Source organism: Streptomyces chartreusis, assembly GCF_008704715.1.
In the GTDB taxonomy this organism is placed as follows: domain Bacteria; phylum Actinomycetota; class Actinomycetes; order Streptomycetales; family Streptomycetaceae; genus Streptomyces; species Streptomyces chartreusis.
On the sequence record NZ_CP023689.1, the window covers coordinates 1,576,294 to 1,601,845 of the forward strand.

Annotated in this window: 24 protein-coding genes; 7 read left to right on the top strand and 17 right to left on the bottom strand. The window is 71.5% G+C overall.

Annotated features, from left to right (window positions below; genetic code table 11):
* Window positions 1–2 precede the first annotated feature (2 nt).
* Together CP983_RS06540 and CP983_RS06545 are read right to left on the bottom strand one after the other, a co-directional pair.
* A complete protein-coding gene (locus CP983_RS06540) occupies window positions 3–1,262 on the bottom strand; it encodes a M14 family metallopeptidase (RefSeq protein WP_150498897.1) in 1,260 nt (419 codons plus the stop codon).
* On the bottom strand, window positions 1,259–3,232 hold the full coding sequence (locus CP983_RS06545) for a Xaa-Pro dipeptidyl-peptidase (protein WP_150498898.1): 1,974 nt from the start codon (window positions 3,230–3,232) through the stop codon (window positions 1,259–1,261). Before CP983_RS06545 ends, CP983_RS06540 begins: the two co-directional genes overlap by 4 nt.
* 207 nt (window positions 3,233–3,439) lie before the next feature.
* Between CP983_RS06545 and CP983_RS06550 the strand changes: the two genes are divergently transcribed.
* Window positions 3,440–4,930 (top strand): M1 family metallopeptidase, encoded by a 1,491-nt coding sequence (locus CP983_RS06550; protein ID WP_189748471.1) that lies wholly within the window; start codon window positions 3,440–3,442, stop codon window positions 4,928–4,930.
* 79 nt (window positions 4,931–5,009) lie between these two features.
* Here CP983_RS06550 and CP983_RS06555 read toward each other — a convergent pair whose 3' ends face one another.
* Genes CP983_RS06555 through CP983_RS06565 form a run of 3 tightly spaced genes read right to left on the bottom strand, consistent with a single transcriptional unit; the run spans window position 5,010 to window position 7,904 of the window.
* Window positions 5,010–5,912 (bottom strand): PfkB family carbohydrate kinase, encoded by a 903-nt coding sequence (locus CP983_RS06555; RefSeq protein ID WP_150498899.1) that lies wholly within the window; start codon window positions 5,910–5,912, stop codon window positions 5,010–5,012.
* The gene (locus CP983_RS06560; protein WP_150498900.1) at window positions 5,909–6,397 is read right to left on the bottom strand and encodes a macro domain-containing protein; all 489 of its coding nucleotides are present in this window, start codon (window positions 6,395–6,397) and stop codon (window positions 5,909–5,911) included. Before CP983_RS06560 ends, CP983_RS06555 begins: the two co-directional genes overlap by 4 nt.
* A 40-nt stretch (window positions 6,398–6,437) precedes the next feature.
* Window positions 6,438–7,904 (bottom strand): amino acid permease, encoded by a 1,467-nt coding sequence (locus CP983_RS06565; protein ID WP_107908249.1) that lies wholly within the window; start codon window positions 7,902–7,904, stop codon window positions 6,438–6,440.
* A gap of 221 nt (window positions 7,905–8,125) precedes the next feature.
* Here CP983_RS06565 and CP983_RS06570 point away from each other — a divergent pair, with 221 nt between their 5' ends.
* Window positions 8,126–8,857 (top strand): MerR family transcriptional regulator, encoded by a 732-nt coding sequence (locus tag CP983_RS06570; protein ID WP_107908248.1) that lies wholly within the window; start codon window positions 8,126–8,128, stop codon window positions 8,855–8,857.
* Here CP983_RS06570 and CP983_RS06575 read toward each other — a convergent pair.
* Window positions 8,834–9,559, bottom strand: coding sequence for an SDR family NAD(P)-dependent oxidoreductase (locus CP983_RS06575; protein ID WP_150498901.1), 726 nt, complete (start codon window positions 9,557–9,559; stop codon window positions 8,834–8,836). The two genes, CP983_RS06570 and CP983_RS06575, sit on opposite strands and share 24 nt — an antisense overlap.
* Before the next feature lie 164 nt (window positions 9,560–9,723).
* Between CP983_RS06575 and CP983_RS06580 the strand changes: the two genes are divergently transcribed.
* From CP983_RS06580 to CP983_RS06590, 3 genes are read left to right on the top strand one after another with little or no spacing between them, the layout of a single operon-like run.
* The gene (locus tag CP983_RS06580; RefSeq protein ID WP_150498902.1) at window positions 9,724–10,755 is read left to right on the top strand and encodes an ABC transporter permease; all 1,032 of its coding nucleotides are present in this window, start codon (window positions 9,724–9,726) and stop codon (window positions 10,753–10,755) included.
* A gap of 14 nt (window positions 10,756–10,769) precedes the next feature.
* Window positions 10,770–11,822 (top strand): sugar ABC transporter substrate-binding protein, encoded by a 1,053-nt coding sequence (locus tag CP983_RS06585; RefSeq protein WP_150498903.1) that lies wholly within the window; start codon window positions 10,770–10,772, stop codon window positions 11,820–11,822.
* 1 nt (window position 11,823) lies between these two features.
* Window positions 11,824–13,287 carry a sugar ABC transporter ATP-binding protein gene (locus CP983_RS06590; RefSeq protein ID WP_150498904.1) on the top strand — a complete coding sequence of 488 codons (1,464 nt, stop codon included), beginning with the start codon at window positions 11,824–11,826 and terminating at the stop codon, window positions 13,285–13,287.
* A 65-nt stretch (window positions 13,288–13,352) separates the two neighbouring features.
* Here the strand turns inward: CP983_RS06590 and CP983_RS06595 are convergent, their stop codons facing one another.
* From CP983_RS06595 to CP983_RS06630, 8 genes are all read right to left on the bottom strand, one after another.
* Window positions 13,353–13,781, bottom strand: a complete 429-nt coding sequence (locus CP983_RS06595) for a hypothetical protein (RefSeq protein WP_167537664.1) — start codon at window positions 13,779–13,781, stop codon at window positions 13,353–13,355.
* Between the two features lie 93 nt (window positions 13,782–13,874).
* Window positions 13,875–14,621, bottom strand: coding sequence for an IclR family transcriptional regulator (locus CP983_RS06600; protein WP_150498906.1), 747 nt, complete (start codon window positions 14,619–14,621; stop codon window positions 13,875–13,877).
* A 59-nt stretch (window positions 14,622–14,680) separates the two neighbouring features.
* Complete coding sequence (locus CP983_RS06605; protein ID WP_150498907.1) at window positions 14,681–16,309, bottom strand: thiamine pyrophosphate-binding protein; 1,629 nt, start codon at window positions 16,307–16,309, stop codon at window positions 14,681–14,683.
* A 119-nt stretch (window positions 16,310–16,428) separates the two neighbouring features.
* Window positions 16,429–18,603, bottom strand: a complete 2,175-nt coding sequence (locus CP983_RS06610) for a 3-hydroxyacyl-CoA dehydrogenase NAD-binding domain-containing protein (RefSeq protein WP_150498908.1) — start codon at window positions 18,601–18,603, stop codon at window positions 16,429–16,431.
* A gap of 34 nt (window positions 18,604–18,637) precedes the next feature.
* On the bottom strand, window positions 18,638–19,852 hold the full coding sequence (locus CP983_RS06615) for an acetyl-CoA C-acetyltransferase (RefSeq protein WP_107908241.1): 1,215 nt from the start codon (window positions 19,850–19,852) through the stop codon (window positions 18,638–18,640).
* A 21-nt stretch (window positions 19,853–19,873) separates the two neighbouring features.
* Entirely contained in the window at window positions 19,874–21,016 is a 1,143-nt protein-coding gene (locus tag CP983_RS06620) for an acyl-CoA dehydrogenase family protein (protein ID WP_107908240.1), read from the bottom strand.
* Window positions 21,013–22,161, bottom strand: coding sequence for a CaiB/BaiF CoA transferase family protein (locus CP983_RS06625; RefSeq protein ID WP_150498909.1), 1,149 nt, complete (start codon window positions 22,159–22,161; stop codon window positions 21,013–21,015). The genes CP983_RS06620 and CP983_RS06625 overlap by 4 nt, the downstream gene beginning before the upstream one ends.
* A gap of 128 nt (window positions 22,162–22,289) precedes the next feature.
* Entirely contained in the window at window positions 22,290–22,670 is a 381-nt protein-coding gene (locus tag CP983_RS06630; protein ID WP_150498910.1) for an MmcQ/YjbR family DNA-binding protein, read from the bottom strand.
* Between the two features lie 91 nt (window positions 22,671–22,761).
* Between CP983_RS06630 and CP983_RS06635 the strand changes: the two genes are divergently transcribed.
* Window positions 22,762–23,940 carry a saccharopine dehydrogenase family protein gene (locus tag CP983_RS06635; protein WP_150498911.1) on the top strand — a complete coding sequence of 393 codons (1,179 nt, stop codon included), beginning with the start codon at window positions 22,762–22,764 and terminating at the stop codon, window positions 23,938–23,940.
* A 6-nt stretch (window positions 23,941–23,946) separates the two neighbouring features.
* Here the strand turns inward: CP983_RS06635 and mmpA are convergent, their stop codons facing one another.
* Both mmpA and CP983_RS06640 read right to left on the bottom strand, forming a co-directional pair.
* Complete coding sequence (mmpA, locus tag CP983_RS43905) at window positions 23,947–24,093, bottom strand: morphogenic membrane protein MmpA (protein WP_163017079.1); 147 nt, start codon at window positions 24,091–24,093, stop codon at window positions 23,947–23,949.
* An 84-nt stretch (window positions 24,094–24,177) separates the two neighbouring features.
* Window positions 24,178–24,867 carry an endonuclease V gene (locus tag CP983_RS06640; protein ID WP_150498912.1) on the bottom strand — a complete coding sequence of 230 codons (690 nt, stop codon included), beginning with the start codon at window positions 24,865–24,867 and terminating at the stop codon, window positions 24,178–24,180.
* Between the two features lie 41 nt (window positions 24,868–24,908).
* Here CP983_RS06640 and CP983_RS06645 point away from each other — a divergent pair, with 41 nt between their 5' ends.
* Window positions 24,909–25,205 (top strand): YciI family protein, encoded by a 297-nt coding sequence (locus CP983_RS06645; protein WP_150498913.1) that lies wholly within the window; start codon window positions 24,909–24,911, stop codon window positions 25,203–25,205.
* 3 nt (window positions 25,206–25,208) lie between these two features.
* Here the strand turns inward: CP983_RS06645 and CP983_RS06650 are convergent, their stop codons facing one another.
* Window positions 25,209–25,532, bottom strand: a complete 324-nt coding sequence (locus CP983_RS06650) for a plasmid stabilization protein (protein WP_150498914.1) — start codon at window positions 25,530–25,532, stop codon at window positions 25,209–25,211.
* Between the last annotated feature and the right edge of the window lie 20 nt (window positions 25,533–25,552).

The following is a 25,552-nucleotide window of genomic DNA, read 5'->3' on the forward strand; positions in this document are numbered from 1 at the left end:
GCTCAGCAGTCGGTGTCGGGCTCGCCGACCGTGAGGTGGTACGGGGCTCGTTCGTCGAGGAGCAACGGGACGAGGGCGCGCAGGGACTGGCGGAGCGGGACGTAGGTGCCGTGGGTCCGCACCCCGTGCAGGGCCAGTTCGTCCTTCACCTGGGCGTACTGGTCGTCGGTGAGCCGGTAGCCGCAGGGCGGGTCCTGGATCACCTCGGTGATCTCGGGCGGGTCGTTGTCGGCTCCGCCCACGTACACGGGCCCGGTGTCGGCGTAACCGGTCAGACGGGCCAGGCCGGTGGCCGCCTCGATCCGGCCGCGCCGGTCGTCGGTGAAGTCGAACAGCCCGCCCAGCGCGGCGAGTTGGGAGTGCACACGGCGCCGGTTGTTCAGCGCCGGGTCGGCCTTCTCCGCCTCGGTGAGGGGGTCGACGCGGCTCTCGATGAGCAGGCCGACGGAGTGCTTGACGCCGGACATGTTCCGCAGGATGCGTTCCTGACCGTCACCGGCGACCTGCCGGATCGGATCGCCCGTCTCGGGGTCGGTCCAGATGCCGTAGGTGCCGGTCGAGTAGCCGCCGTCCGCCGCGGCCGGGCGCACGTACGACTCGGACAGGGCCCGCGCCTCGTCGTGGACGTCGTCGTCCGTGTTGAGGTTGCGGGGCCACAGGTCGAACAGGTCCTTGTCGTAGTACGGGGGTGTGGCGCCGTACTCGTGGAGGTCGTAGATGACGTCGGGCCGGCGGTCGCGGACGAGCGCGGCCATGGCGCGTCCCTCGGCGGTCGCCAGCGCCAGGTGGTCGCGGTTGATGTCGACGCCGTCGCTGTTGCCGCGTGTGTCGGCGGCCCTGCCGTCCGGGTTGGCGGTGGGCACGACCAGCAGGGTGGTGCGCTCCAGGAAGCGCCGGGTCTGCCGGTCCTTGGCGTAGGCCAGGTCGCGGATCGTGGAAAGGCACGCCTCGCGGCCGGAGGGTTCGTCGCCGTGCTGGCTGCACACGAGGAGCACCTTGTTCGCCGCGGGGCGTTCTCCGATGCGGACCAGTTGGAGCGGGCGGCCCTGCTTGGTCGTCCCGATCCGGTCGACGGAGACCCTCTCGCTCGCCCTGTCGACGGCGGCCAGGAAGTCCTGCTCCTCGGGCTGGCTGGTCCAGCGGGCCCCGTTCGTCTGCTCGAAGCCGGTGCGGGGCGGGGAGTCGGCGGCTCGGGCGGGCACGGCCACCAGGGACGCGGCGAGGGCCGCCGCGGTCAGGGTGAGGGCTCGGACGCGGTTCAACGGGCTCCCTCCGGGATGCGGTGGGCGGGTCGCGGCGCGCTCGTCACGCCGTCGAGGGGCTCGGCCGCGGGTGCGGCCGACGGGGCGCCGGCGATGGCGCGCGCGAAGGCTCCGGCGCCGCCGACCAGCGGGACGCGGGCCTTGGTGCGGGAGAGGTCGAGGGTGAGGGTCGGCCTGGACGACGGAGGGTCGATCAGGTCCTTGTCCGTGCCCGCGACGATCAGGGCCAGGCGATGGCCGGCCGGGACGACGTGGTCGGTGGCGGCCAGGTCGAGGGTGATCGTGTACGCCTTGCCCGGGGTGAGCGGTACGCCCTTGTGGTCCGAGGCGTGGTTGCCGAGGTCGGCCCAGCCGCGGCTGACGACCGTGTGGTCGACGTCGGCGGTCCTGGCCTTCGTCTCCTTGAAGCAGGCGCTGTCGCCCGTGGTGCTCGCGCCCCAGCAGGTGCGGTCGGTGAGCGTGCTGATGCCCTCACCGCTCGCCGCGTAGTCGCGGATGGTGTCGGGGCCGAGGTCGACCAGGACGGCGGAGAGGTGGGCCGTCGAGGTGGACGGGGTGGCGGTGACGGTGACCTCGGAGGAGCCGGACAGACGCAGGTCGCGGGTGAGCGGGCCGGTCGTGAAGCCGGCCTTGTCCGGGGTGGACGCGTCGATCTGCGTGGCCCAGTCGGTCTCGCTGTGCTGCGGGTCGTCGGTGAAGGTCTCGGTGCCCTTGCCGGGGCGCAGGCCGAGGGTACCGACGCCGGCCTGGGTGCCCTTGGCGGGCCGCAGGGTGGCGGTGTCGGTGCCGCGCGGCGGCCAGGCTTTGGAGGTGACCCACTGGTCGGGGTGGCGCTCGATGTCGGCCATCGGCTCGCGGTCGATGCCGTTGTCGTAGCCGAGGAGTTCGTGGTCGAACCAGCGGTGCAGGGTCTTGACCCAGTCGGCGCGGCGGAAGTCGAAGGGGTCGACATGGCCGGTCTGGGAGAGCCAGATCTTGCGCTCGACGCCGTTCTTCGCGAGGGCGTCCCACCACTGGCCGAGGTGCTTCATCCGGACGTTGAGGTCCTGCATGCCGTGGATGGCGAAGACGCTGGCCTTCACCTTGCGGGCGTCCTTGACGTAGTCGCGCTCGGTCCACAGGGGCGTCCAGTCGCCGGTGCGCGGGGCGCCGTCGGCGAGCATCTGCTGGACGGCGCCGCATTTGGCGCGGGCGTCGGGGCTGTCGACGTAGTCGGAGAGCCAGTCGGGGCCGGAGTCGTAGAGCGGGGCGCCCTGCTGGAAGTAGTAGTCGTACCAGGAGGAGATGGCGCTGATCGGGACGACGGTCCGCAGTCCCTTGACACCGGTCGCGGCGACGCCGTTGGCGATGGTGCCGTCCCAGCTCTTGCCGATCATGCCGGTTCTGCCGTTGGTCCAGGTCGCCTTGGCGGTGGTGGTGCCGGTGCGGGTCGTGTACGCCTTCGCGCGGCCGTTCAGCCAGTCGACGACGGCCTTCGCGGAGAGGATGTCGGAGCGGCCTCCGACGTCCACGCAGCCGTCGGAGCGGTTGGTGCCTGCGAGGTCGACGCCGACGAACGCGTAGCCGCGGGGCACGAAGTAGTTGTCGTAGTACAGCGGCGCCTGGACCATGTTGCCGCTCGCGTCGTACGTCTTCTTCTGGCTCTCGTTGCCGCGTCCGCAGCAGGAGTAGTACGGGCTGGCGTCCATGATGACGGGCACCTTGCGGCCCTCGGCGGCCGCTTCGCGGGGCCGGACGATGTCGACGGCGACGCGGTCGTGGCCGCCGTCGCGGTCGAGGTCGAGTCCGGTGTCCACCCAGACGGCCTCGCGGACGGCGTTGTCGTAGGAGTAGACGGGTGTGCTCTCCCGCGGGCCACTCGCCCCGGGGCCGGCTTGTGCCGTCGTGGGCACGAGGAACATGGCCATCAGGGCGGCTGCGGCCGCCGTCGCGAGCGGTCTCCAGATCGTGAAGCGCGTGCGTTTCGGCATGCGCGGACGGTACATCGGTCAACTCCTGTGCAGAAGAGGGCGACTGACGCCGCATGAGGTCACGGGTGGCCGATAAACACCCTTGTGGCGGATCCGCTCATGTCGGCCGAATGGCGATCGTGTGACACGGGTGGTCATGGACACGCAGGAGGCACAGGTACTCAATAGGCTCCGGACAGACTCCACCCCCTACGACTTGGAGCTTTCGTGCACCGCAGAATCATGGCGCCGGGCGCGCTGGCTGCTGCCTCGCTGATGCTGGCGATCCCGGCGTCGGCGGCGAGCCTCTCCCCCGGAGCCCCGGGCATCGGCGACCCCTACTACCCGGCCTACGGCAACGGCGGCTACGACGTCTCCCACTACGACCTGCGGCTGAAGTACCAGCCGGCCACGGACGAGCTGGAGGGCACGGCCACCCTGCTGGCGAAGACCACGCAGGACCTTTCCCGGTTCAACCTGGACTTCCTGCTGGACGTCAGCGAGGTGCGGGTGAACGGCGCGAAGGCGTCCTTCGCGACCTCGGGCGAGCACGAGCTGGAGATCACGCCGAACAAGGCGCTGGCCAAGGGCACGTCCGTCACCGTCGTCGTGCGCTACCGCGGGGTGCCGTCGACGAAGGAGGCGTACGGCTTCAACGCGTGGCTGCGCACCTCGGACGGCGGTGTCGCCGCAGGTGAGCCCGAGGGGGCGTGGTGGTGGTTCCCGAGCAACGACCACCCGCTCGACAAGGCGACCTACGACGTGTCGGTGCAGGTGCCGAACGGTACGCAGTTCATCTCCAACGGGACGCTCCAGTCGACGAGTTCGCGGGCGGGCTGGACCCGGTACAACTGGCGTTCCAACAAGCCGCAGGCCACATATCTGGCCACGTTCGCGGCGGGCCGCTTCGACGTCACCACGGGGACGTCCGAGAGTGGAATTCCGGTCATCAACGCCTACAGCAAGGATCTCGGCGACCGGGCGGGGGCGGCGCGGGCGAGCATCGAGCGGACCGGCGAGATCGCCGACTGGCTGAGCGAGTACTTCGGGCCGTATCCGTACAACGCGCTCGGCGGGTATGTGCCGAACACGAACACCGGGTACGCGCTGGAGACGCAGACCCGGCCGTTCTACAGCCCCTCGAACTTCGCGAACGGGTCGAACACGTCCGTCGTCGTGCATGAGCTGGCCCACCAGTGGTGGGGTGACCTGGTGTCCGTGAAGAAGTGGAAGGACATCTGGATCAACGAGGGCTTCGCGCGGTACGCGCAGTGGCTGTGGTCCGAGCACGAGGGTGAGGGGACGGCTCAGGAGATCGCCGACTACGTGTACGCGTCGCGGGCGGCCGACGACGCGTTCTGGTCGGTCGAGCCCGGGGATCCGGGGCCGGAGAACCAGTTCCACATCGCCGTGTACGACCGGGGGGCGCTGGCGCTTCAGGCGCTGCGCAACGAGATCGGGGACGACGCGTTCTTCGCGATTCTGAAGGGGTGGCCTGCCAAGTACGCGTATGGCAACGCCTCGGTGGCCGACTTTGTGCGGTACGCCGAGGAGGTGTCCGGCAAGCCGCTGGCCGCGCTGTTCGACACGTGGTTGTTCCAGCCGTCCAAGCCGGGGGCGCCTGCGGCGCGTAGTGCGTCGATCGCCAAGTCGGCGGCGACGGTGCAGCCGAAGTCGTGGAAGAAGATCGCTGCGACGAATGAGGTGCACGGGCACTGAGTTCGCCACTGGGGTGCCGCGTCGGGTTGTCGGGCGGCTGCGGGTGCGCTGTGGTTGATCGCGCAGTTCCCCGCGCCCCTTAGGGGGTTGCGGCCCACGTGAGCAGATCGTCCAGGCCAATTGCCGCCGCCTCCGTCGACGGGATCGTGCAGGCGTGGGCGCCTGCGATGGTGCCGTACAGGGCGCTGCGGGCCGGGGTCTCCCGGTTGAGCCAGGCGTAGAGGAACGCGGCGGCGAAGGCGTCGCCCGCGCCGTTGGAGTCCACCACCGGCGCGGGCGGGGTCGCGGCGGGCAGGCGGGTCAGTTCGTCGTCGGCGAGTACGTACGCGCCCTTCGCGCCCGCCGTGGCGACGACCACCTCGGCCCGGCCCCGGTCGGCGATGCGGCGCATGGTGCGCTCGGGGTCGGTCAGGGCGGTGGCGGACAGGAAGACTACGTCCGCGGCCTGTGCGAAGGACTCGTGGTACGGGTTCTCGCCGTCCCAGTCGTGCAGGTCGGTGGAGAGCGTCGCGCCCGACTCGCGCAGGAGGGGCAGGGCGTGGGCGCAGGGCTGGGTGATGGCGACGTGGACGTGGCGGCTCGCGCCGGCCAGGGCGGTCACCGTGGCCTCCGGGAGGCGGTCGTCGGCGTGGCCGCGGCTGGTGTCGTACAGCGACAGCCTTCTGCCGTCGGGGCTCACGAGGTTGACGGCCCGCTTCGTCCCCGCGGGCTGCGGGATCGCGGTCAGGGCGATGCCCTTCTCAGCGTGGAGGGCGCGGACCAGGTCGCCCTCGGGGTCGTCGCCGAGCATGTCGAGGTGATGGACCCGCAGGCCGAGCGCGGTCAGGCCCAGGGCGACGAAGTCACCGGTCTGCCCGGCGCGGGTGCGGATACCCGAGTCGATCATGTAGCTGTCGGCGTACGGCAGCGGCAGTTCCGGCACGTACACGATGGTGTCGACGCCCGCCCCACCCAGCACGAGCACATCGATGTCGCGGCTCAACTCGGGCCCTCCCCATGGTCGTAGACCGTCACGGCGATCCCTCGTCGCACCAGCCGATCGGTGATCAGCGGCTCGACCCGGGACCACTTGCCGCCGGCCAACCCGCACCCTATCCGGGGCATGTGGACCGACGCGCCGAGGTCGGCGGCCTTCTCGGCCAGCCTCTCCAGCGCGGCGTCGATCGCCTCGTAGCGCACGGGAACGCCCTTGCTGCCCGTGCGGATGCCGCGCTGCCCGACCATGTTGGCCACCCAGACGTAGGGCTCGACCTGGACGAACCGGACCGCGCCCAGCCCGAAGTCGTTGGACGCGCGCTCGCGGTGCCAGGCCCGGTAGGACTTCTCCGGCTCCGGCCAGCGGCGCGATATCGCGAGGACGAAGCCCTTTCCCCATCCCCCGATGTCGTTGCAGACATGGGCGATCACCTTGACGCCCTTCACCGACGGAACGGTGGCGTCACCCCGGATGTAAGTGATCTCCGACATGACGCCACCGTAGAGGCCGGGACTGACAGCGGCCCCGGAATTACTTCGTGAGCTCGGACAGTTCCTGGTCCTCCGTGTGGTTCACGCGGCGGCGGACCGCGTACCAGCCGGTGACCAGCATCGCGGCGATCACCGGGATGAGGAGGAGGGTCTTGCGGCCGACCTCGGGGTCGTTCCACATCATGCCGAGGCAGGCGAGCAGGAAGACGACCGTGGCGATCTCGGTGACGGGGCTGCCGGGGAGGCGGAAGGAGGGGCGCTGAAGCAGGCCGGCCTTCGCGCGGCGGACGAAGACCAGGTGGCAGACCATGATGATCACCCAGGTGGAGATGATGCCGAGGGACGCCACGTTCAGCACGATCTCGAAGGCCTGGCTGGGCATCAGGTAGTTCAGGCCGACGCCGAGCACGCACACCGCGCAGGTGAGCAGGATGCCGCCGTAGGGCACCTGGCTGCGGTTCATGCGGGCCGTGAACTTCGGGGCCGAGCCCGCCATCGCCATGGAGCGCAGGATGCGGCCGGTGGAGTAGAGGCCGGAGTTGAGGGAGGACATGGCGGCCGTGAGGACCACCAGGTTCATCACGTCACCGGCCGCCGGGACGCCGATCTTCGACAGGACGGTGACGAAGGGGCTCTCGTCGGCCGAGTAGACCGAGCCGGGGAGGAGGAGCGCGAGCAGGACGACCGAGCCGACGTAGAAGAGGCCGACGCGCCACATGATCGAGTTCACCGCGCGCGGGACGACCTTCTCCGGCTCCGCGGTCTCACCCGCGGCGACACCGACGAGTTCCAGCGCGGCGTACGCGAAGATCACGCCCTGCATGACCAGGACGACGGGCATCATGCCGTGCGGGAAGACACCGCCGTTGTCGGCGATCACGCTCACGCCGGGCGTCGTGCCGCCCACCTCGTGCTGGGTGGCGAGCAGGAAGATGCCGACGAACATGAAGCCGACCAGCGTGGCGACCTTGATGATCGCGAACCAGAACTCCATCTCGCCGAAGATCTTCACCGAGATCAGGTTCACGGCCAGCACGACCGCCAGCGCGATCAGGGCCAGCACCCACTGCGGGATGTCGGTGAACAGGCTCCAGTAGTGCGTGTAGAGCGCGATCGCGGTGATGTCGGCGATGCCGGTCGTCGACCAGTTCAGGAAGTACATCCAGCCGGCGACGTAGGCGCCCTTCTCGCCGAGGAACTCACGCGCGTACGACACGAACGAGCCGGACGAGGGGCGGTAGAGGACCAGTTCGCCCAGGGCGCGCACGACGAAGAAGGCGAAGACGCCGCAGACGAGGTAGGCGATCGCGAGGGCCGGGCCCGCGTTGTGGAGGCGACCGCCGGCGCCGAGGAAGAGGCCGGTGCCGATGGCCCCGCCGATGGCGATCATGTTGACGTGGCGGGCCTTGAGGTCCTTGCTGTAACCGGCGTCGCCCGCGTCCGCGGGCACCTGGGCCGCGTCGGTGCGGGATGCGGCCACTGCCGTGTTCACGGCGTCCTTGCTCACGGGTGGTACCAATCTCTGGTGCGCCCGAGCGGGTCGCGCTCGGGTGTCCGGACGAACGTATGGCCTGCGCCCTCCGTAAAAGGCACAGACCAAGGGGCCACCTTCCCCCACGGAACGCTCCCCATGCGGTGGCATACGTCACAGAGCGTTACTTCTCACACGGCCGTCCCAGTGGTCCCGGCAGGTGTCACAGCAGTGGTGAGACAGCGATACTGCTGCACATGACGACCGGCACCGAGGAACCGACCCAGCCCACCCTCACGATCGACGAACTGGCCGCGCGCGCCGGGATGACGGTCCGCACGGTGCGGTTCTACGGCACCAGGGGTCTGCTGCCGCCGCCGGTGATCGGCCCGCGCCGGGTGGGGCACTACGGGCGCGAGCACCTGGCCCGGCTGGCGCTCATCGAGGAGCTTCAGCAGCAGGGCATGACGCTCGCGGCGATCGAGCGGTATCTCCAGCAGCTGCCGGCGGATCTGGACGCCCACGACCTCGCCCTGCACCGGGCCGTGGTGGCCTCCTGGGCGCCGGAGACCGTGGAGACGGTGTCGCGGGAGGAGCTGGAGCGGCGGGCGGGGCGCGCCCTCGGCGACGACGACCTGGAGCGGCTGGCCGCGATGGGTGTGGTCGAGGCCGGTGAGGGGGACGGCGAGTACCGCGTGGACCTCGGGCTGCTGCGGCTCGGCGTCGGGCTGCTGGACGTGCCGCTGTCCCAGGACGCGATCCTCGCGTCGCGCACGGTCCTCATCGAGCACTCGCGGGCGGCGGCGCACGAACTGTCGCAGCTCTTCCGCGACGAGGTGTCGGAACGCGACGCGCAGGACGTGAAGTCGCTGTCCGCCTATATGCAACCCGTCATCGTGCAGGCCCTGCTGACGACCTTTCAGCGGTCCCTGCGCGAGGAGCTGCGGCAGTGGCTGGGCGGCGGCTCAGAGGAACGCGGATCCGCCTGACACGTTGAGCGTCTGCCCGGTGAGGAAGCCGCTGCCCTCGTCGACGACGTACAGCAGCGTCGACACCAGGTCGGACGGTTCCTGGGTCCGGGGCACGGCCTGCCGCTCGCGGACCGACTCGAAGCCGCCGCCCGCGCCCACCGTGCGCTCAGCCGTCGCCGTGCGGACCATGCTCGGCGCGATCGCGTTGACCGTGATGCCGTTCGGCGCGAGGGCCGCCGCCAGCGCGCGGGTGAAGCCGATCAGGCCCATCTTCGAGGCGACGTACGGGACCATCGTGGGCGGCGCGGTGAGGACGGCCGCCGAGGCGATGTTGACGACACGGCCCCACCCGGCGGCCTTCAGATACGGCAGCGCGGCCCGGGTCACCAGGAACGGCGCCTCCAGGTTGACCCGCATGATCCGGCGCCACTCCTCGACCGACGTCTCCTCGAAGGGCTGCGCCGGGTACACGCCCGCGTTGTTGACGACGACGTGCAGCGCGCCGAACCGGTCGATGACACGCTCCAGCCCCCGGCGGACCTGCGTCTCGTCGGTGACGTCGGCCGTCAACTCCACGTAGTCGAGGATCTTCCCCGCGGTCTCCGGCTGGGGGACGAGGTCCAGGCCGGCGACCCGGTAGCCGCGCCCCGCGAGCGCGACGGCGAACTGCTGTCCGAGGCCCTGTGCCGCTCCGGTCACCAGGGCGGTACGCGTCTCCATGGGGCGAGTGTGATGACCCGTCAGCGGTCGGGCAAGGGCGCATTCCACTCGCCGGAACGCCGTGGTTGCCGCCCGGCCCCGCCGGACCGACGCTGCGGGACGACGCCTCAGCGCCACCGCCGACGCCGCCCCGGCGCAGGCCGTACGTACGGGAGCCGTGCCCGATGACCGATACCGAGCGTGCCGTGGACGACGCCTCCCACGCCCCGCGCGCCCGTGCACGGGACGGCGGGAAACGGTGGCCCGGGCGGCGCCGACCGGTGCGGGACGAGCTCGGCGTACTGCTGGTGCTGGCGCTGCTGGTGGCCGCGATCGGGATTCCGTACCCGGACTTCCTCGACACGGACAACCTGCTGTCCACCGCGCACAACTCGGTCTACATCTCGCTGATGGCGTGCGGGATGGTGTTCGCGCTCGCCATGCGCGAGGTCGACCTTTCGGTGGGCGGCGGCTACGCGATGTGCCTGGTCGTCGGGGCGCTGCTGGTGCGCGAAGGCGTACCGCCCTGGCTGGCGGTGCCTGTGGTCCTGGTCACCGGGATCGTGCTGGGTGTGTTCAACGCGCTGGTCACCACGCTGCTCGCGCTGCCGTCGTTCATCGTCACGCTGGGCACGCTGATGCTGTACCGGGGTGTCGGGCTGGCGCTCGCCGACGGCAGGCAGATCACCGATCTGCCGCTGGACGACTCGTTCTTCACGTTCGCGGGCGGCGATCCGGGCGGGGTGCCGTTCGCGCTGTGGGTGCTGCTGACGGTGGTCGTCGTGCTCGCGGTCGTGCTGGCCCGCACCCGGTTCGGGGCGCGGGTGCGGGCGATCGGGTCCAATCCGGACGCCGCCGAGTTCAGCGGCATCCCCGTCGTCCGCACCCGGATCCAGGCCCTGGCGCTGTCCGGGTTCACCACGGCCTGCGCCGCCGCGCTCGCCCTCGCCTTCTACGGCGCCGGCGACCCCACCCTGGGCCAGGGCTACGAGTTGCAGGCCATCGCCGCGTGCATCATCGGCGGCACCCCGCTGGCCGGCGGACGCGGCTCGGTGGTCGGTGCGGTGGCCGGCGCGATGATCCTGTCGGTCGTGGCCGCCGGGCTCGTGTTCTTCGAAGTCCCCATCAACTGGACGTCGTTCGCGACCGGCGGGGTGATCCTCGTCGCGGTCGCGGCGGACAGCGCCCTGCGCCGCGGCGGACGCCGTCGCGAGTGAGCCTGGAGGCCGTGATGCACCCCCGATTCCGTACGGTGGCCGCCGCGCTGGTGCTGCTCACCGCCGTCGGCTGCGGCGACAGCGGCCCCGGCGAGGGCGACCGGCTGGACATGGGCATCGCCGTCGCCAACATCTCCCTGAACTTCGCCCACGAGATGGTGCTGGGCGCCGAGAGCGCCGCCGAGCACGCGGGCGACGTCGACTTCAAGGCCGTCGGCCCGCCCAACACCGACGGACCGGCCGAGGTGCAGCTGTTCCAGAACCTCACGACCCGCGCCGAGGACGGCATCGTCCTGGAGAACCTCGACCCGCCGATCTTCACGCGCCCCGCCGCCCGGGCCGTCGACCGGGGCATCCCGATCGTCGCCCTGGACACCGCGCCCACCGACGGCAGCAAGGTCACCTTCTACGTCGGCAACGACAACTACGCGCTCGGCGAGCTCATGGCGAAGGAGGCTCTGAAGCGGCTCGGCGACGACCCGGAGGGCCAGATCGTCATCGGCGTGCCCAACCCCGGCACGCCCGTGCTGGACAGCCGGGCCCAGGGCATCGCCGACACGTTCGGGAAGCAGGCGCCGGGCGTGAAGGTGCTCGGCCCCTTCCAGACGTACAGCGATCCCGGGCAGAACTACAGCTCCTGGTCGGCGCAGGTGAACGCGCACCCGGACGCGCTCGCCTTCCTCGGTGTCGGTGACGCCGACAGCTACAACCTCGCCAGGATCAAGAAGGCGAAGGACGGGAAGTGGCTGACCGCGGGCTTCGACGTCGATCCGAAGACGCTCGAAGCGGTCCAGGACGGCTCGAACTTCGTCACCATCGACCCGCAGCACTTCCTCAAGGGCTATCTGTCCACGGCGATGCTGATTAAGTCGGTACGCGAGAAGGACGGCAGGCTGCCGGACGGCTGGTTCCTCTCCCCCGGCGGCGTCGTCGACTCCGCCAACATCGACGACATCATCGCCCGGCAGAAGTCGGCGAAGGCGGCCTACGACTGGTACCGGCCGGCGATCGACAAGCTGCTCGGCGACCAGGCCGGCAACATGCACCCGTTGAAGGACGCCCGCTGAGATGACGTACGGCGACGTCCTCGTGGCGCGGGGCCTGGTCAAGTCCTACGGCGGTGTGCGGGCGCTGGACGGGGCCGGCATCCGGCTGCGGGGCGGTGAGGTGCACGCGCTGGTCGGGGAGAACGGCGCGGGCAAGTCGACGCTGGTGCGGATCCTGTCGGGGACGCGGGCGGCGGACGCGGGTGCCGTGCGCGCGGCCCCGGGCACCCGGATCGCCATGGTGGCCCAGGAGTTGAGTCTCTTCCCGGACCTCACGGTGCGGGAGAACCTCTTCCCGCACCGGCCACCGCGCCGCCACGGCCTGCTCGACCGCGGCGCCATGGACCGGGCGGCCCGGCCCGTCCTCGACGAGCTGGGGCTCGACGTCGACCTGGACGCGCGGGTCGGTGAACTCCCGCTGGCCGACCAGCAGTTGACGGAGATCACCCGGGCCCTGCTGCGCGACCCCGGGCTCCTCGTCCTCGACGAGCCGACCTCGGCGCTCCCGGCCGCCGCCGTCGACCGGCTCGAACGGGTCCTGCACGCCCTCACCGGACGCGGAATCGCCGTCCTGTACGTCACCCATTTCCTGGCCGAGGTGATGCGGTTCGCGCACCGGGTCACGGTGCTGCGGGACGGGCGGGTCGCGCTGTCGGGGGTGCGCCGGACGGAGGTCGACGTGCCCGAGCTGGTGGCCGCGATGCTCGGCGGCCGTCCCGAGCAGCCGGAGCGCCGGACCCGGACCGTGGTCGATCTGGCGCCGCCGGTGGTGCTGTCGCAGGTGAGCGTGCCGGGGCGGCTGGCGGACGTGACGTTAACTGTGCGGGCCGGCGAGGTGGTGGGGGTCGCCGGGCTGCAAGGTGCCGGGCATCTCGACGCGCTGGAGGTGGTGTGCGGCCGTACGGCGATCTCGGCGGGCCGGGTGGACGTCGGCGGCCGTGGTCTGCCGCGCTCGCTGCGGGACGCGATCCGCGCGGGCGTCGCCTTCGTGCCGAGCGACCGCAAGCGGTACGGGCTGATGACGGACCGCGCGGTGTGGGAGAACGCCACCGCGGTGAGCTGGCTGGGCCTGGGGCGCGGCGGCGTCATGCCGTCACGGGCCGAACTCGTGCGCCGTACGGCCGGGTTGACGGAGCGGCTGCGGCTGCGCGGCGGCCCGTACGACGTCGTGGCCCGGCTGTCCGGCGGCAACCAGCAGAAGGTCGTCCTCGCGAAGTGGCTGGCGACGGAGCCGAGGATCGTGGTGCTGGACGACCCGACGCGGGGTGTGGACGTCGGGGTACGGGGCGAGATGCACCGCATCATCGGCGAGTTGGCGGCGGGCGGGGCGGCCGTGCTGATCGCCTCGACGGACCTCGCGGAGCTGACGGAGGTGTGCGACCGGGTGCTGGTGTTCGTGCGCGGGCGGGTCGACGGAGAGTTGAGCGGCAGCCGGCTGACGGAGCGGTCGCTGGCGGTCGCGATGCAGCGCCCGAGCGGCGACTGAGGCGGACGGGCCCGCTCCACCGGACAGGGAGCGGGCCCACGCGTGTCGTCAGTGGCGGCCCGGCGTCACGGGCTGCCGTAGATCTTGCTGTAGTCGGCGCAGGTCCAGTCGGCGCCCTGTTCCGTGAGGCACTCCTTGGCCTCGAACCAGGACACGGTGTCGTCGAAGTTCCAGGTGTAGCTGTTCTCGGCGCCCGATCCCGAGGCGGAGAGGACCTCGGTCCGGTCGCCGCCCCACCCGTCCTGGTAGGTCGCCCGCAGGTACACCCGGGCGCCGTGCGAGTCGGCCTTGGTGTCGCGGATGTTCACCTTGACGTAGTACCGCCCGCCGGACAGGCTGACGGTGCCCCAGGCGTGCGCGCCCACCAGGTCGCCCTGGGTGTACTGGAGGTTCCAGCTCGACGCCGCGTTGGCGGTGCCCGCCGAGACACCGACGGCCAGTGCGGCCCCGGCGGCGGCAACTCCGAGTGAACGCATGATCTGCTTCGTACGCATAGGTCCCCTGCTTCCCGGTCGTGTTTCCGGATACGTCCATGAAGCTAGGGACACCGCTTTGCGCGGACCTTGGACGATTCTTGAAACCCCTGTTCAGGCCGACAGCGCCCGGGTCAGCGCCCGTGCCGCGGCGCACACCCGGGCGCCGAGGCGTTCCACGTCGAGCCTGCGGGTGCCGCCGGTGACGGAGATCGCGGCGATGGGGCGGGAGTCACGGCCGCGGGCGTAGACGGGGGCGGCCACGGCCGAGACGCCGACCTCGGCCTCCTCCAGGTTGACGCCGAAGCCGCGGGCCCGGGTCAGCGCCAGGTCGCGGGCGAGCTGGCCGGGCAGGACGAGGGTGCGCGGGGTGAGGCGGGGCAGGGTGCGGTGCGGTGGACGGCCGTCCTCGGCGAGCGCGAGGAAGACCTTGCCGGTGGCGGTGCAGTGGGCGGGCAGCCGGCCCCCGGTGCGGGACACGATGGGCGTGGCGCGGCGGCCGGTGACCTTCTCCAGGAACAGGGTGTCGGTGCCGTCCGGGACGGCCAGGTGCACGTTCTCCTGCGTGGCGTCGTGCAGGTCGCCGAGGTAGGGCAGCGCGGCGTCGCACAGTTCGCGCACGGACGGCGCCGACTGGCCGAGGACGAAGAGGCCGAGCCCGATGCGGTAGGTGCCCTCGGGTGTGCGCTCGACGAGGCCGAGCCGGACCAGTTCCCCGATGAGGCGGTGCGCGGTCGGCTTGGGCAGCCCCGTGCGCAGGGCGAGTTCGGCGAGGGTGAGGGCGGTGTCGGAGCCACCGCAGGCACGCAGCAGCAGGACGCCGCGCGCGAGCACGGACTTGGGCAGCGGGCCGTCCGTCATGGACCGATGGTGGTGGCTCGGGGGTGCGGTGACAAGGTGCGGGTCCCTGTGAGTCGCCGTCACGCGCGCAGCGGTACGTCGACCAGGAGCGGCCCGCTCAAGTGGCCCGCCCCGGCGACCAGTTCACGCAGGTGGGCCGCGCTCTGGGCGCGTACGGCGTCGACGCCGAAGAAGCCTGCGGCCCGGGTGAAGTCCAGCTGCCCGAGGTCGGTGCCGGGGCAGACGCCCTTGCCGCCCATCGCCTCGTAGGTGTCCTGGAGGGTGCGGTAGGCGCCGTTGCCCATCACCACGAACAGCACGGGGACGGCCAGCCGTGCCGCGCTCCACAGGCCCTGGAGGCCGAACAGGGTGCCGCCGTCGCCGAGGACGGCGACCACGGGCCGGCCGGGTTCGGCGAGTGCGCGGCCGACGGCGGCGCCGATGCCCCAGCCGAGTCCGCCGCCGACGGTGTGGGTGTAGCTGCCGGCTCGCTCCAGGCGCACCATGCGGCGTAACAACAGGCCGACGGTGATGGCCTCTTCGACGACCACGGCACCGGGCGGCAGGCCGGCGGCCACGGCATGCGCGGCGGCCCAGGGGGCGAGCGGGGCCGGGGAGTAGGCGGCGCGGGCGGCGGCCTCGGCGCGGTCGCGCTCTACTGCGTGCCGTTCGCCCGCCCGCTCGACGCGGCCCTTCGCGGTGTGCTCGGGGACACGGTCGGCCACCAGCGTGGCGAGCCGGTGCAGGGAGGGTCCGAGGGCGCCGACGAGCCCGGCGTCGACGGGGAAGTTGCGGCCGATCTCGTCCGGGTCGGAGTCGAGTTGTACGACGGTGAGGCCGGGGGGCAGCGCGGGGCCGGGCGTGTAGTGGTGCGGGGTGAAGGCGTGCGCCCCGGCGATCAGCACGGCGTCGTACGCGCCGAGCGCGGAGCGGATGGCGTCGTGGCGCGGCGGCAGCATCCCGGCGTAGAGGGGGTGCGTGGTCGGGAAGTTCAGGCCGTCGCTCATCGGCTGGTGATGGACGGTCGCGCCGCAGGCCTCCGCGGTGCGCACGAGCGCGCCGAGGGCGTCCTCGCGGCCCACGCCGTCCCCGGCGACGATCGCGGGGCGGGCTGCGTCGCCGAGCAGGAGGGCGGCGCGTTCCAGGCCCGGGGCGGGTCCCTGGGCGGGTGCGGGGGTGCGGGCCGGGACCTCGATCTCGGTGTCCTCGGCGAGCAGGTCCATGGGGAGGGAGAGGAACACCGGCCCGGCGGGCGGCCGTACCGCGAGCGCGAAGGCCCGGCGCAGGGCGAGCGGCAGGTCATGGGCGTACCGGATGTCGTACGCAGCCTTCACCGCGGGTGCCGCGAGGCCCGTCAGATCACCGGCGAGCATCGGGTCCTGCTGGAGGTGCCGGCGGTCCTGCTGGCCGGCCGTCACCACCAGCGGGGTGCGGGAGCGGCGGGCGTTGAGCAGGCCGATCAGCCCGTTGGCGAGGCCCGCTGCGATGTGCAGGCTCACGAACGCGGGGCGGCCGGTGCCGCGCGCGTATCCGTCGGCCATCGACACGACGGCGCCCTCGTGCACGCCGAGGACGTACTCGGGGGCGCCCTCGGTCTCCGACAGCGCTGCCAGGAAGGGCAGTTCGGTGGTGCCGGGGTTGCCGAAGACGCGGTCCACGCCCTCGCCGCGCAGGATGTCCAGCAGGGCGAGGGCGGGGCGGGATCCCATGGGGGGGCTCCTCGGGGAAGGGGACCTGTGCGGGAGGACGGTTCGTCCGCCAGCTTGGGTGCCCCGTTCCCCGGGGAGCAAGGTCGGCGTATCGCTGAACGGTATGTGGCGCTACGGCGTCAGTCGCCGAAGTTCTCCCCGTTCTCCGCCTTCTCCACCAGCAGCGCGGGCGGGGTGAACCGCTCGCCGTACGTCTGCGCCAGTTCACGCGCGCGTGCCACGAAGCCGGCGACTCCGCCCTCGTAGCCGTTGATGTACTGCAGGACACCGCCCGTCCAGCCGGGGAAGCCGATGCCGAAGATGGAGCCGATGTTGGCGTCGGCGACGGAGGTGAGGACTCCCTCCTCCACCAGCCGGACCGTGTCCAGGGCCTCGGAGAAGAGCATGCGTTCCTGCATGTCGCGGAACGGGATCTGCGCGCCCTCACGGGTGAAGTGCTCGCGCAGGCCCGGCCACAGCGCGGCCCGCTTGCCGTTCTCGTCGTAGTCGTAGAAGCCGGCTCCGCCGCTGCGTCCGGGGCGCTCGAACTCGTCGACCATGCGGTCGATGACGGCCTCGGCGGGGTGCGCGGTCCAGGTGGCGCCCGACTCCTCCACGGCCCGCTTGGACTCGTTGCGGATCTTGCGGGGCAGCGTGAGCGTCAGTTCGTCCATCAGGGACAGGACCTTGGCGGGGTAGCCCGCCTGGGCCGCCGCCTGCTCGACCGACGCGGGCTCGATGCCCTCGCCGACCATCGCCACGCCCTCGTTGATGAAGTGGCCGATGACGCGGGAGGTGAAGAAGCCGCGGGAGTCGTTGACGACGATCGGCGTCTTGTTGATCTGCCGGACCAGGTCGAACGCGCGGGCCAGCGCCTCGTCGCCGGTCCGCTCGCCCTTGATGATCTCGACGAGCGGCATCTTGTCGACGGGCGAGAAGAAGTGCAGTCCGATGAAGTCGGCCTGGCGCTCCACGCCTTCGGCGAGGACGGTGATCGGCAGCGTCGAGGTGTTGGAGCACAGCAGCGCGTCCGGCTGGACGATCCCCTGGATCTCCTGGAAGACCTTGTGCTTGAGCTCCGGGTTCTCGAAGACGGCCTCGATGACCGCGTCGCAGCCGGCCACGTCCTGCGGGTCGCCGGTGGGCGTGATGCGAGCGAGGAGCGCGTCGGCCTTCTCCTGCGTCGTACGGCCCCGGGAGACCGCCTTCGCGCACAGCTTCTCCGAGTACGCCTTGCCCTTGGCGGCGGCCTCCGCCGACACGTCCTTCAGGACGACGTCGATGCCCGCGCGGGCGCAGGAGTAGGCGATGCCGGCGCCCATCATCCCGGCGCCGAGGACGGCGACCTTGCGGACCTTGCGGGGCTCGATGCCCTTGGGGCGGTTGGCGCCGGAGTTGACGGCCTGGAGGTCGAAGAAGAACGCCTGGATCATGTTCTTCGAGGTCTGGCCCGCCGCCAGCTCCACGAAGTAGCGCGCCTCGATGACCTGCGCGGTCTCGAAGTCGACCTGGGAGCCCTCGACGGCGGCCGCTAGGATGTTGCGCGGGGCCGGGTAAGGCGCGCCGGCTGTCTGCTTGCGCAGGTTGGCCGGGAAGGCGGGCAGGTTCGCGGCGAACTTGGGGTTGGCGGGCGTGCCGCCGGGGATGCGGTAGCCCGGCTTGTCCCAGGGCTGCTGCGACTCGGGGTGGGCCTCGATGAACGCTCGTGCCTTGGCGAGCAGTTCGTCCTGCGTGGTGGCCACGTCGTCGATGAGGCCGTTCTGAAGGGCGCGCTGCGGGTTGTACTGGGTGCCCTGGAGGAGGACCTTCAGCAGGGCGTCGGCGATGCCGAGCAGACGGACGGTGCGCACCACGCCGCCGCCGCCCGGCAGCAGGCCGAGGGTGACCTCGGGGCAGCCGATCTTGGAGCCGGGCGCGTCGAGGGCGACGCGGTGGTGGCAGGCGAGGGCGATCTCGTAGCCGCCGCCCAGGGCCGCACCGTTCAGCGCGGCGACGACCGGCTTGCCCAGGGTCTCGATGCGGCGCAGCTGGCGCTTGATCGCCATGCCGCCCTCGAAGAGGTCCTGCGCGGTCTCCGGGGTGACCCGGATGAGGTCGCGCAGGTCGCCGCCGGCGAAGAAGGTCTTCTTGGCGGAGGTGATGATGACACCGCGGATGGTGTCCTTCTCCGCCTCCAGCCGGTCCACGATCACGGCCAGGGAGTCGCGGAACGCCTGGTTCATGGTGTTCGCGGACTGGTTCGGGTCGTCCAGGACGAGGGTGACGACGCCGTCGCGGTCCTGTTCCCAGCGGATGGTGGTGGATTCAGTGCTCATGTGGAGGTGCTCCGTGTGATCCGTCGGGAGGGGGTCAGATGCGCTCGACGATGGTGGCGATGCCCATGCCGCCGCCGACGCAGAGCGTGGCGAGGCCGTACCGCTTGTCCTGGCGCTCCAGTTCGTCGACGAGCGAGCCGAGGATCATGGCACCGGTCGCGCCGAGCGGGTGGCCGAGGGCGATGGCGCCGCCGTTGACGTTGACCTTGTCCAGGGACAGTCCCATGTCCTTGACGAAGCGCAGGACGACCGCCGCGAACGCCTCGTTGATCTCGACGAGGTCGATGTCGTCGATGGTCAGGCCGGCCTTCTTCAGGGCCTTGCGGGTGGCGGGCGCGGGGCCGGTGAGCATGATGGTGGGCTCGGAGCCGGAGACGGCGGCGGAGACGATCCGGGCGCGCGGGGTGAGGCCGTTGCGCTCGCCGACCTCCTTGTTGCCGATGGCGACGAGGGAGGCGCCGTCGACGATGCCGGAGGAGTTGCCCGCGTGGTGGACGTGGTCGATCTTCTCGACCCAGTGGTACTTCTGGAGCGCGACGGCGTCGAAGCCCCCCAGGTCGCCGATGTCCGCGAAGGACGCCTTCAGCTTGGCGAGGGAGTCGGCGGTGGTGCCGGGGCGCATGTGCTCGTCGTGGTCGAGGACGACCAGGCCGCTGCGGTCCCTGACCGGGACGACGGACCGGTCGAAGCGGCCCTCCTTCCAGGCCGTGGCCGCCCGCTCCTGGGAGAGCGCCGCGTACTCGTCGACGTCGCGGCGGGAGAAGCCCTCGATGGTGGCGATGAGGTCGGCGCCGATGCCCTGCGGCACGAAGTTGGTGGACAGGTTGGTCATCGGGTCGTTGAACCAGGCGCCGCCGTCCGAGGCCATCGGCACCCGGGACATGGACTCGACGCCGCCCGCGAGGACGAGGTCCTCGAAGCCCGAACGGACCTTGGCGGCGGCCATGTTGACGGCCTCCAGGCCGGAGGCACAGAAGCGGTTCTCCTGTACGCCCGCGACCGTGTCGGGCAGTCCGGCGGCGATGGCGGCGATACGGGCGATGTCGGAGCCCTGGTCGCCGACCGGGCCGACGACGCCGAGCACGATGTCGTCGATCTCCGCCGGGTCCAGGCCGGGGAAGCGGTCGCGGATCTCGTGGATGAGGCCTACGACCAGGTCGATGGGCTTGGTGCCGTGCAAGGAGCCGTTCGCCTTGCCGCGGCCGCGCGGGGTGCGGATCGCGTCGTACACATACGCTTCGGTGCTCACTGGAAAGCCTTTCAACGAGGGTTAGCCGAGCAGGGAACGACCGATGATCTCCTTCATGATCTCGGTCGTCCCGCCGTAGATGGTCTGGATGCGGCCGTCGGTGAAGGCCTTGGCGACGGGGTACTCGCTCATGTAGCCGTAGCCGCCGTGCAGTTGCAGACAGCGGTCGGCGACGCGCTTCTGGAGCTCGGTCGCCCACCACTTGGCCATGGAGGCGTGGACGGCGTCGAGCTCCCCGTTCGCGTGGTCCTCGATGCAGCGGTCGAGGAAGGTGCGGGTGACCGCGCACTCGGTGGCCATCTCGGCCACCTCGAAGCGGATGTGCTGCTTGGTCGCCAGCGGCCGGCCGAACGCCTCGCGCTCCTTGACGTACTCGGTGGTGATCTCCAGCAGGTGCTCGGCGGCGGCGATCGCGGCGACGGCGATGCTCAGGCGCTCCTGCGCGAGGTTCGTCATCAGGTGCACGAAGGCGCCGTCGAGGTCGCCGAGGAGGTTGGCCTTGGGCACCTTGACGTCGTGGAAGAACAGCTCGGCGGTGTCCTGCGACTTCTGGCCGATCTTGTCGAGGTTACGGCCGCGTTCGAAGCCTTCCATGCCCCGCTCGACGACGAGCAGCGACAGGCCGCGCGCGCCGCCCTCGGGCGTCGTCTTCGCGACGACGATCACCAGGTCGGCAAGGATGCCGTTGGAGATGAACGTCTTGGAGCCGTTGAGCACCCAGTGGTCGCCGCGGTCCTCGGCGTGGGTGCGGATGCCCTGGAGGTCGGAGCCGGCGCCGGGTTCGGTCATGGCGATGGCGGTGATGATCGAGCCGTCGCAGAAGCCCGGCAGCCAGCGGCGCTTCTGCTCGTCGGTGGCGAGGCTCGTCAGATAGGGGCCGATGATGTCGTTGTGCAGGCCGAGGGCGAGGCCCGGGGCGCCCGCGCGGGTGAACTCCTCGGCGAGGACGGCGCTGTAGCGGAAGTCGTCGGTGCCGCCGCCTCCGTACTCCTCGGGCACGGCGAAGCCGAGCAGGCCCTGCTTGCCTGCCGCGCGCCAGGCGTCGCGGGAGACGATGCCGTCCTTCTCCCACTGCTCGTAGTGCGGCAGCACCTCCCGGTCCAGGAAGCTGCGCACGGTCGCGCGGAACGCGTCGTGCTCGGGGGCGAAGATCTGCCGCTTCATTCGAGGCCCTTCGTGGGTTCCTGGTGCTGCACAAGGTCGGGTACGTCCCAGTCGCGCGCCACGTCGGCGGTGTCCGCGCCGGGCTGGGCCGGGCCCGTCCGGACGGCCGTCGGGGTCGCGGAGAACCGGGGCGCAGGGGCGGGCTGGGTGATGCCGCCGTGGTCGGTGAAGGTGCCGCGGGCGGCGAGGTGCGGGTGCTGCGGGGCCTCGCGCAGGGACAGGACGGGGGCCACGCAGGCGTCGGAGCCCTCGAAGACGGCCGTCCACTCGTCCCTGGTGCGGGACTTGAAGCGGGCGGCGACAGCGTCGCGCAGCTCGCCCCAGCGGGAGAAGTCCTTGCGGGCGGAGGCGAGGTTCTCGACGCCGAGCAGGCGGAGGAACTCGTCGTAGAACTGCGGTTCCAGGGCGCCGACCGCCATGTACCGGCCGTCGGCGGTCTCGTAGGTGCCGTAGTACGGGCAGCCGCCGTCCAGGAGGTTGGCGCCGCGCCGGTCCTGCCAGCCGCCCGCCGCGAGCATGCCGTGGATCATCGCGGAGAGGTGGGAGGTGCCGTCGACGATCGCGGCGTCGACGACCTGGCCGGAGCCGGTGGCGCGGGCGTGGTGCAGGGCGGCGAGGACGCCGACGACGAGGTAGAGGGAGCCGCCCGCGTAGTCGCCGACCAGGTTGGCGGGGACGGCGGGTGGTTCGTCGGGGTTGCCGATCATGCCGAGGGTGCCGGTGACCGCGATGTACGCGATGTCGTGGCCGGCGCGCTCGGCGAGCGGTCCGTCCTGGCCCCAGCCGGTCATCCGGCCGTAGACCAGCGCGGGGTTGCGGGCGTGGCAGGCCTCTGGGCCGACGCCGAGGCGTTCGGCGACACCGGGGCGGTAGCCCTCGATGAGGATGTCGGCGCGGGCGGCGAGGTCGAGGACGCGCGCGGGGCCGTCGGGGGACTTCAGGTCGATGATCACCGAGCGCTTGTTGCGGTTGGTGATGTCGTACTCGGTGTTGATGGCCAGCCCGGTGCCGCCCGGCCGGTCGACGCGGACGACGTCCGCGCCGAGGTCGGCGAGGAGCATGGCGGCGAACGGGCCGGGCCCGATCCCGGCCAGCTCGACCACGCGCACGCCGGTCAGCGGGCCCTGTCCTGGCGTCGTCGCCATCCTGCCCCCAGGGGTTTGACACTACTGCTGTAACACCAGCGATGCTAAGAAAGTGTCCCGGCGGATACAAGAGCAAGCGCTTAGGAAGTTACTCGCCGGGAGCCTGACCGCGAACCCACCCCGCGCAATCAGCGCGCTTCGAGCTCCGCTATCAGCCGCTTCGGCGCGATCGTGCGGTAGCTCTCCTCGACCCAGTCGCACAGCAGCTCCGCCGCCGGGGCGCCCTGCTGCTCCAACGGGATGCCGACCCAGCCCGCCTTGCCCAGGCCGTATCCGGCGGGCTCGGCGCCGGGGCAGGTCAGGGCGTGCGCGTGGGCCGCCTCGTCCTTTAGCTTCACGGTGACGCCGATCGGATAGCTGCCGTCGGTGACGCCGAGGAAGACGAACACCTTCTTGTTGACCTTCGCGACCGTCTCGCCCCAGGGGAACTCCTCGACCGCGCCGGGCATGCCGAGCGCGAACTCGCGCACTTTTTCCCACTTCTTCAGGGCAGACCTGGGCACGGCCACCGCATACCTCCGGGCTCGTCGTCGGGCTCCGCACACCTCACGCTAGCCTCGGCCACCGACAACGGCGCGTGGTGCGGGACCGAGGGGTGTCATGAGCAGGCTGAGCAGGACGGATCGTCCGTACGACATCGTGCTCTTCGGAGCGACGGGCTTCGTCGGGGTACTCACCGCGGAGTACCTCGCGGAGAACGCGCCCGAGGGCCTGCGCTGGGCGATCGCCGGGCGCAGCGCCGAGAAGCTGGAGCGGCTGCGCGAGTCGCTGCCGGGCGGCGAGGGGGTCGGGGTGCTGGAGGCGGACGTAGCCGATCCGGCGTCCATGCGGCGGCTCGCCGAGCAGGCGCGGGTGGTGGCCACGACGGTGGGCCCCTATGTGAAGTACGGCGAGGATCTCGTCGCCGCCTGCGCGGACACCGGCGCCGACTATCTCGACCTGTCGGGTGAGCCGGAGTTCGTGGACCTGACGTACGTCCGGCACGACGCACGCGCGCGTGAGACGGGTGCGCGGCTGGTGCACGCCTGCGGTTTCGACTCGATCCCGCACGACCTGGGCGCGTACTTCACCGTGCAGCAGCTGCCGCAGGACGTGCCGCTTGCGGTGGACGGGTTCGTGACGGCCGACGCCACCTTCTCGGGCGGTACGTTCGCCTCGGCGCTCGGCCAGTTCGCGCGCGGGCGCCAGATGATCGCCGCAGCGCGTGACCGGGCCCGCCACGAGCCGCGGCTGATGGGGCGCCGGGCGCAGGCGCCGACGGGTGTGCCCCGGTTCGTGGGTGAGGTGGGGGCGTGGGCGCTGCCGCTGCCGACGATCGACCCGCAGATCGTGAAGCGGTCCGCGCGGGCCCTGGAGCGCTACGGCCCCGACTTCCGCTACCGCCACTACGCCGCCGTACGAACTCTTCCCGTCGCGGTCGGCGGGGTCGCGGCGATGGGCGCGCTCTTCTCGGCCGCCCAGCTGCCGCCGGCCCGGCGCTGGCTGTCGGACCGGCTCAAGCCCGGCGAGGGACCGGGGCCGGAGAAGCGCGCGAGGAGCTGGTTCTCGGTCCGCTTCGTCGGCGAGGGCGGCGGCAGGCGCGTCTTCACAGAGGTCTCCGGCGGCGACCCCGGCTACGGCGAGACGGCGAAGATGTTCGCCGAGTCGGCCCTCTGCCTCGCCTTCGACGAACTGCCCCCCACAGCAGGCCAGGTCACCACGGCGGTGGCCATGGGCAACACCCTGATCGAACGCCTGCGCGCGGCAGGCATCACCTTCAGGGTGGCCGCCACCCGCTGAATCGCCCTACAGCGGCCACCCGGCAATGGTGTAGATCATCCCGACGATCCACCCCAGCCCGGCCAGGGTGGCCACCACCAGCGCAGCCGTCACGGCACGCTCAACAGGACGATCAGGATCAACGAGGGGCTTCGGGGAGCGGTGCGTCGTCATGCACCCACCCTGCCGATCGCTGCGGGGCGGCGGCATCCGTACGGGTACTCAGTCCCGGTACTCAGATCCTGCGGTGCCGCCCCGTCAGGTAGCCGCCTCCTTCAGCGCCTTCCGGCACAGTGAGTCCGCTTTGCGGGTCGTCTCCGGCAGGCGGTATTCGGGGGCCAGCGCCAGGGTGTGGGCGCAGGCGGTTTCCAGGCTCACGCGGTGGCCCGCCGAGACGAAGACCGGCTTGACGGAGTCGCTGGTGCGCAGGGCACGGCCGACCTCCTCGTCCGCTGCCAGGAGGGGGGTCCAGGAGCCTCGGGGGGCGGCGGGGGCTTCGTAGGTGAAGGTGAAGGGGTTCTTGGCGACGCCGATCGTGGGCAGGTCGGTGAGGACGCCGAGGTGGCTGGCGAGGCCGAAGCGGCGGGGGTGGGCCAGGCCGTAGCCGTCGCAGACGACCAGGCCGGGCGGGCAGGGCAGGGCGTCGAGAGCGGCCAGCACCGTGGGGATCTCGCGGAAGGCGAGCAGGCCCGGGACGTAGGGGAACGAGATCCGGCCGACGGCCGTGGCCTCGGCGACCACGTCGAGGGTCGCCGCGTCGAGTACGACCGCCGCGGCGGCGACCACGTCGTGCTCGTCGTCGTAGGCCACGTCCACGCCGGTCACGTGCCCGGATCCGGGCGGCGGCCCCGGCTCGTCGAGCACCACCCGCGCCCGCAGCTCGTCCTGGACGGCGCGGGCTTCCTCCTCGGTCGCGGGCCAGCCCGCGGGAATGCTTACGGTCGTCATGGTGGGCACGAGCGTACGGGCCCGGCGATAGGCTCGCGATCATGTTCGTGCTGGAGCTGACCTACACCGCACCGATCGAGGCCGTCGACACCGTGCTGGAGGCCCATGTGGGGTGGCTCGACGAGCAGTACGCGAAGGGGACCTTCCTCGCGTCCGGGCCCAAGGACCCCCGCGACGGCGGCGTGATCCTGGCCGTCGCGGAGGACCGCGCCGCGATCGAGCGGATCGCCGCGACCGACCCGTTCGTCGGCGCGGGCGTCTGCGCCTACCGCGTCACCGAGTTCGTCGCCACCAAGACGGCGCCGGAATTGGAGCGGCACCGCGAGGCGCCCCGGTGAGCCTCACTTGCCCAGCGCCTGCTTGAGCCGGCCCTTGTTCATGTCCGAACGCCCGTGGATGTTGCGCTGCTTGGCCTCTTCGTACAGCTGGTCGTAGGTCGGACCCCGCGAGCCCTTCCCGGACCGCTGCCCGCCCCTCCCGCCGGAGGACATGTCCTCGGTGGACGTACGGCCGGCGGTCCTGGACTCGCCGGAGCGGGCACGCTCCTTGTTCACCGTCCGCGCGGCGATCTCCTCGGCGCGCGAGGTGCTCTCACCGCGGTCCTGGGCGCTCTTCTTGATGTGCTCGTACTGGCGTTCCCGCTTCTGGTTCGAACCGGCCGGCATACGGATCACTCCTCTCGCCG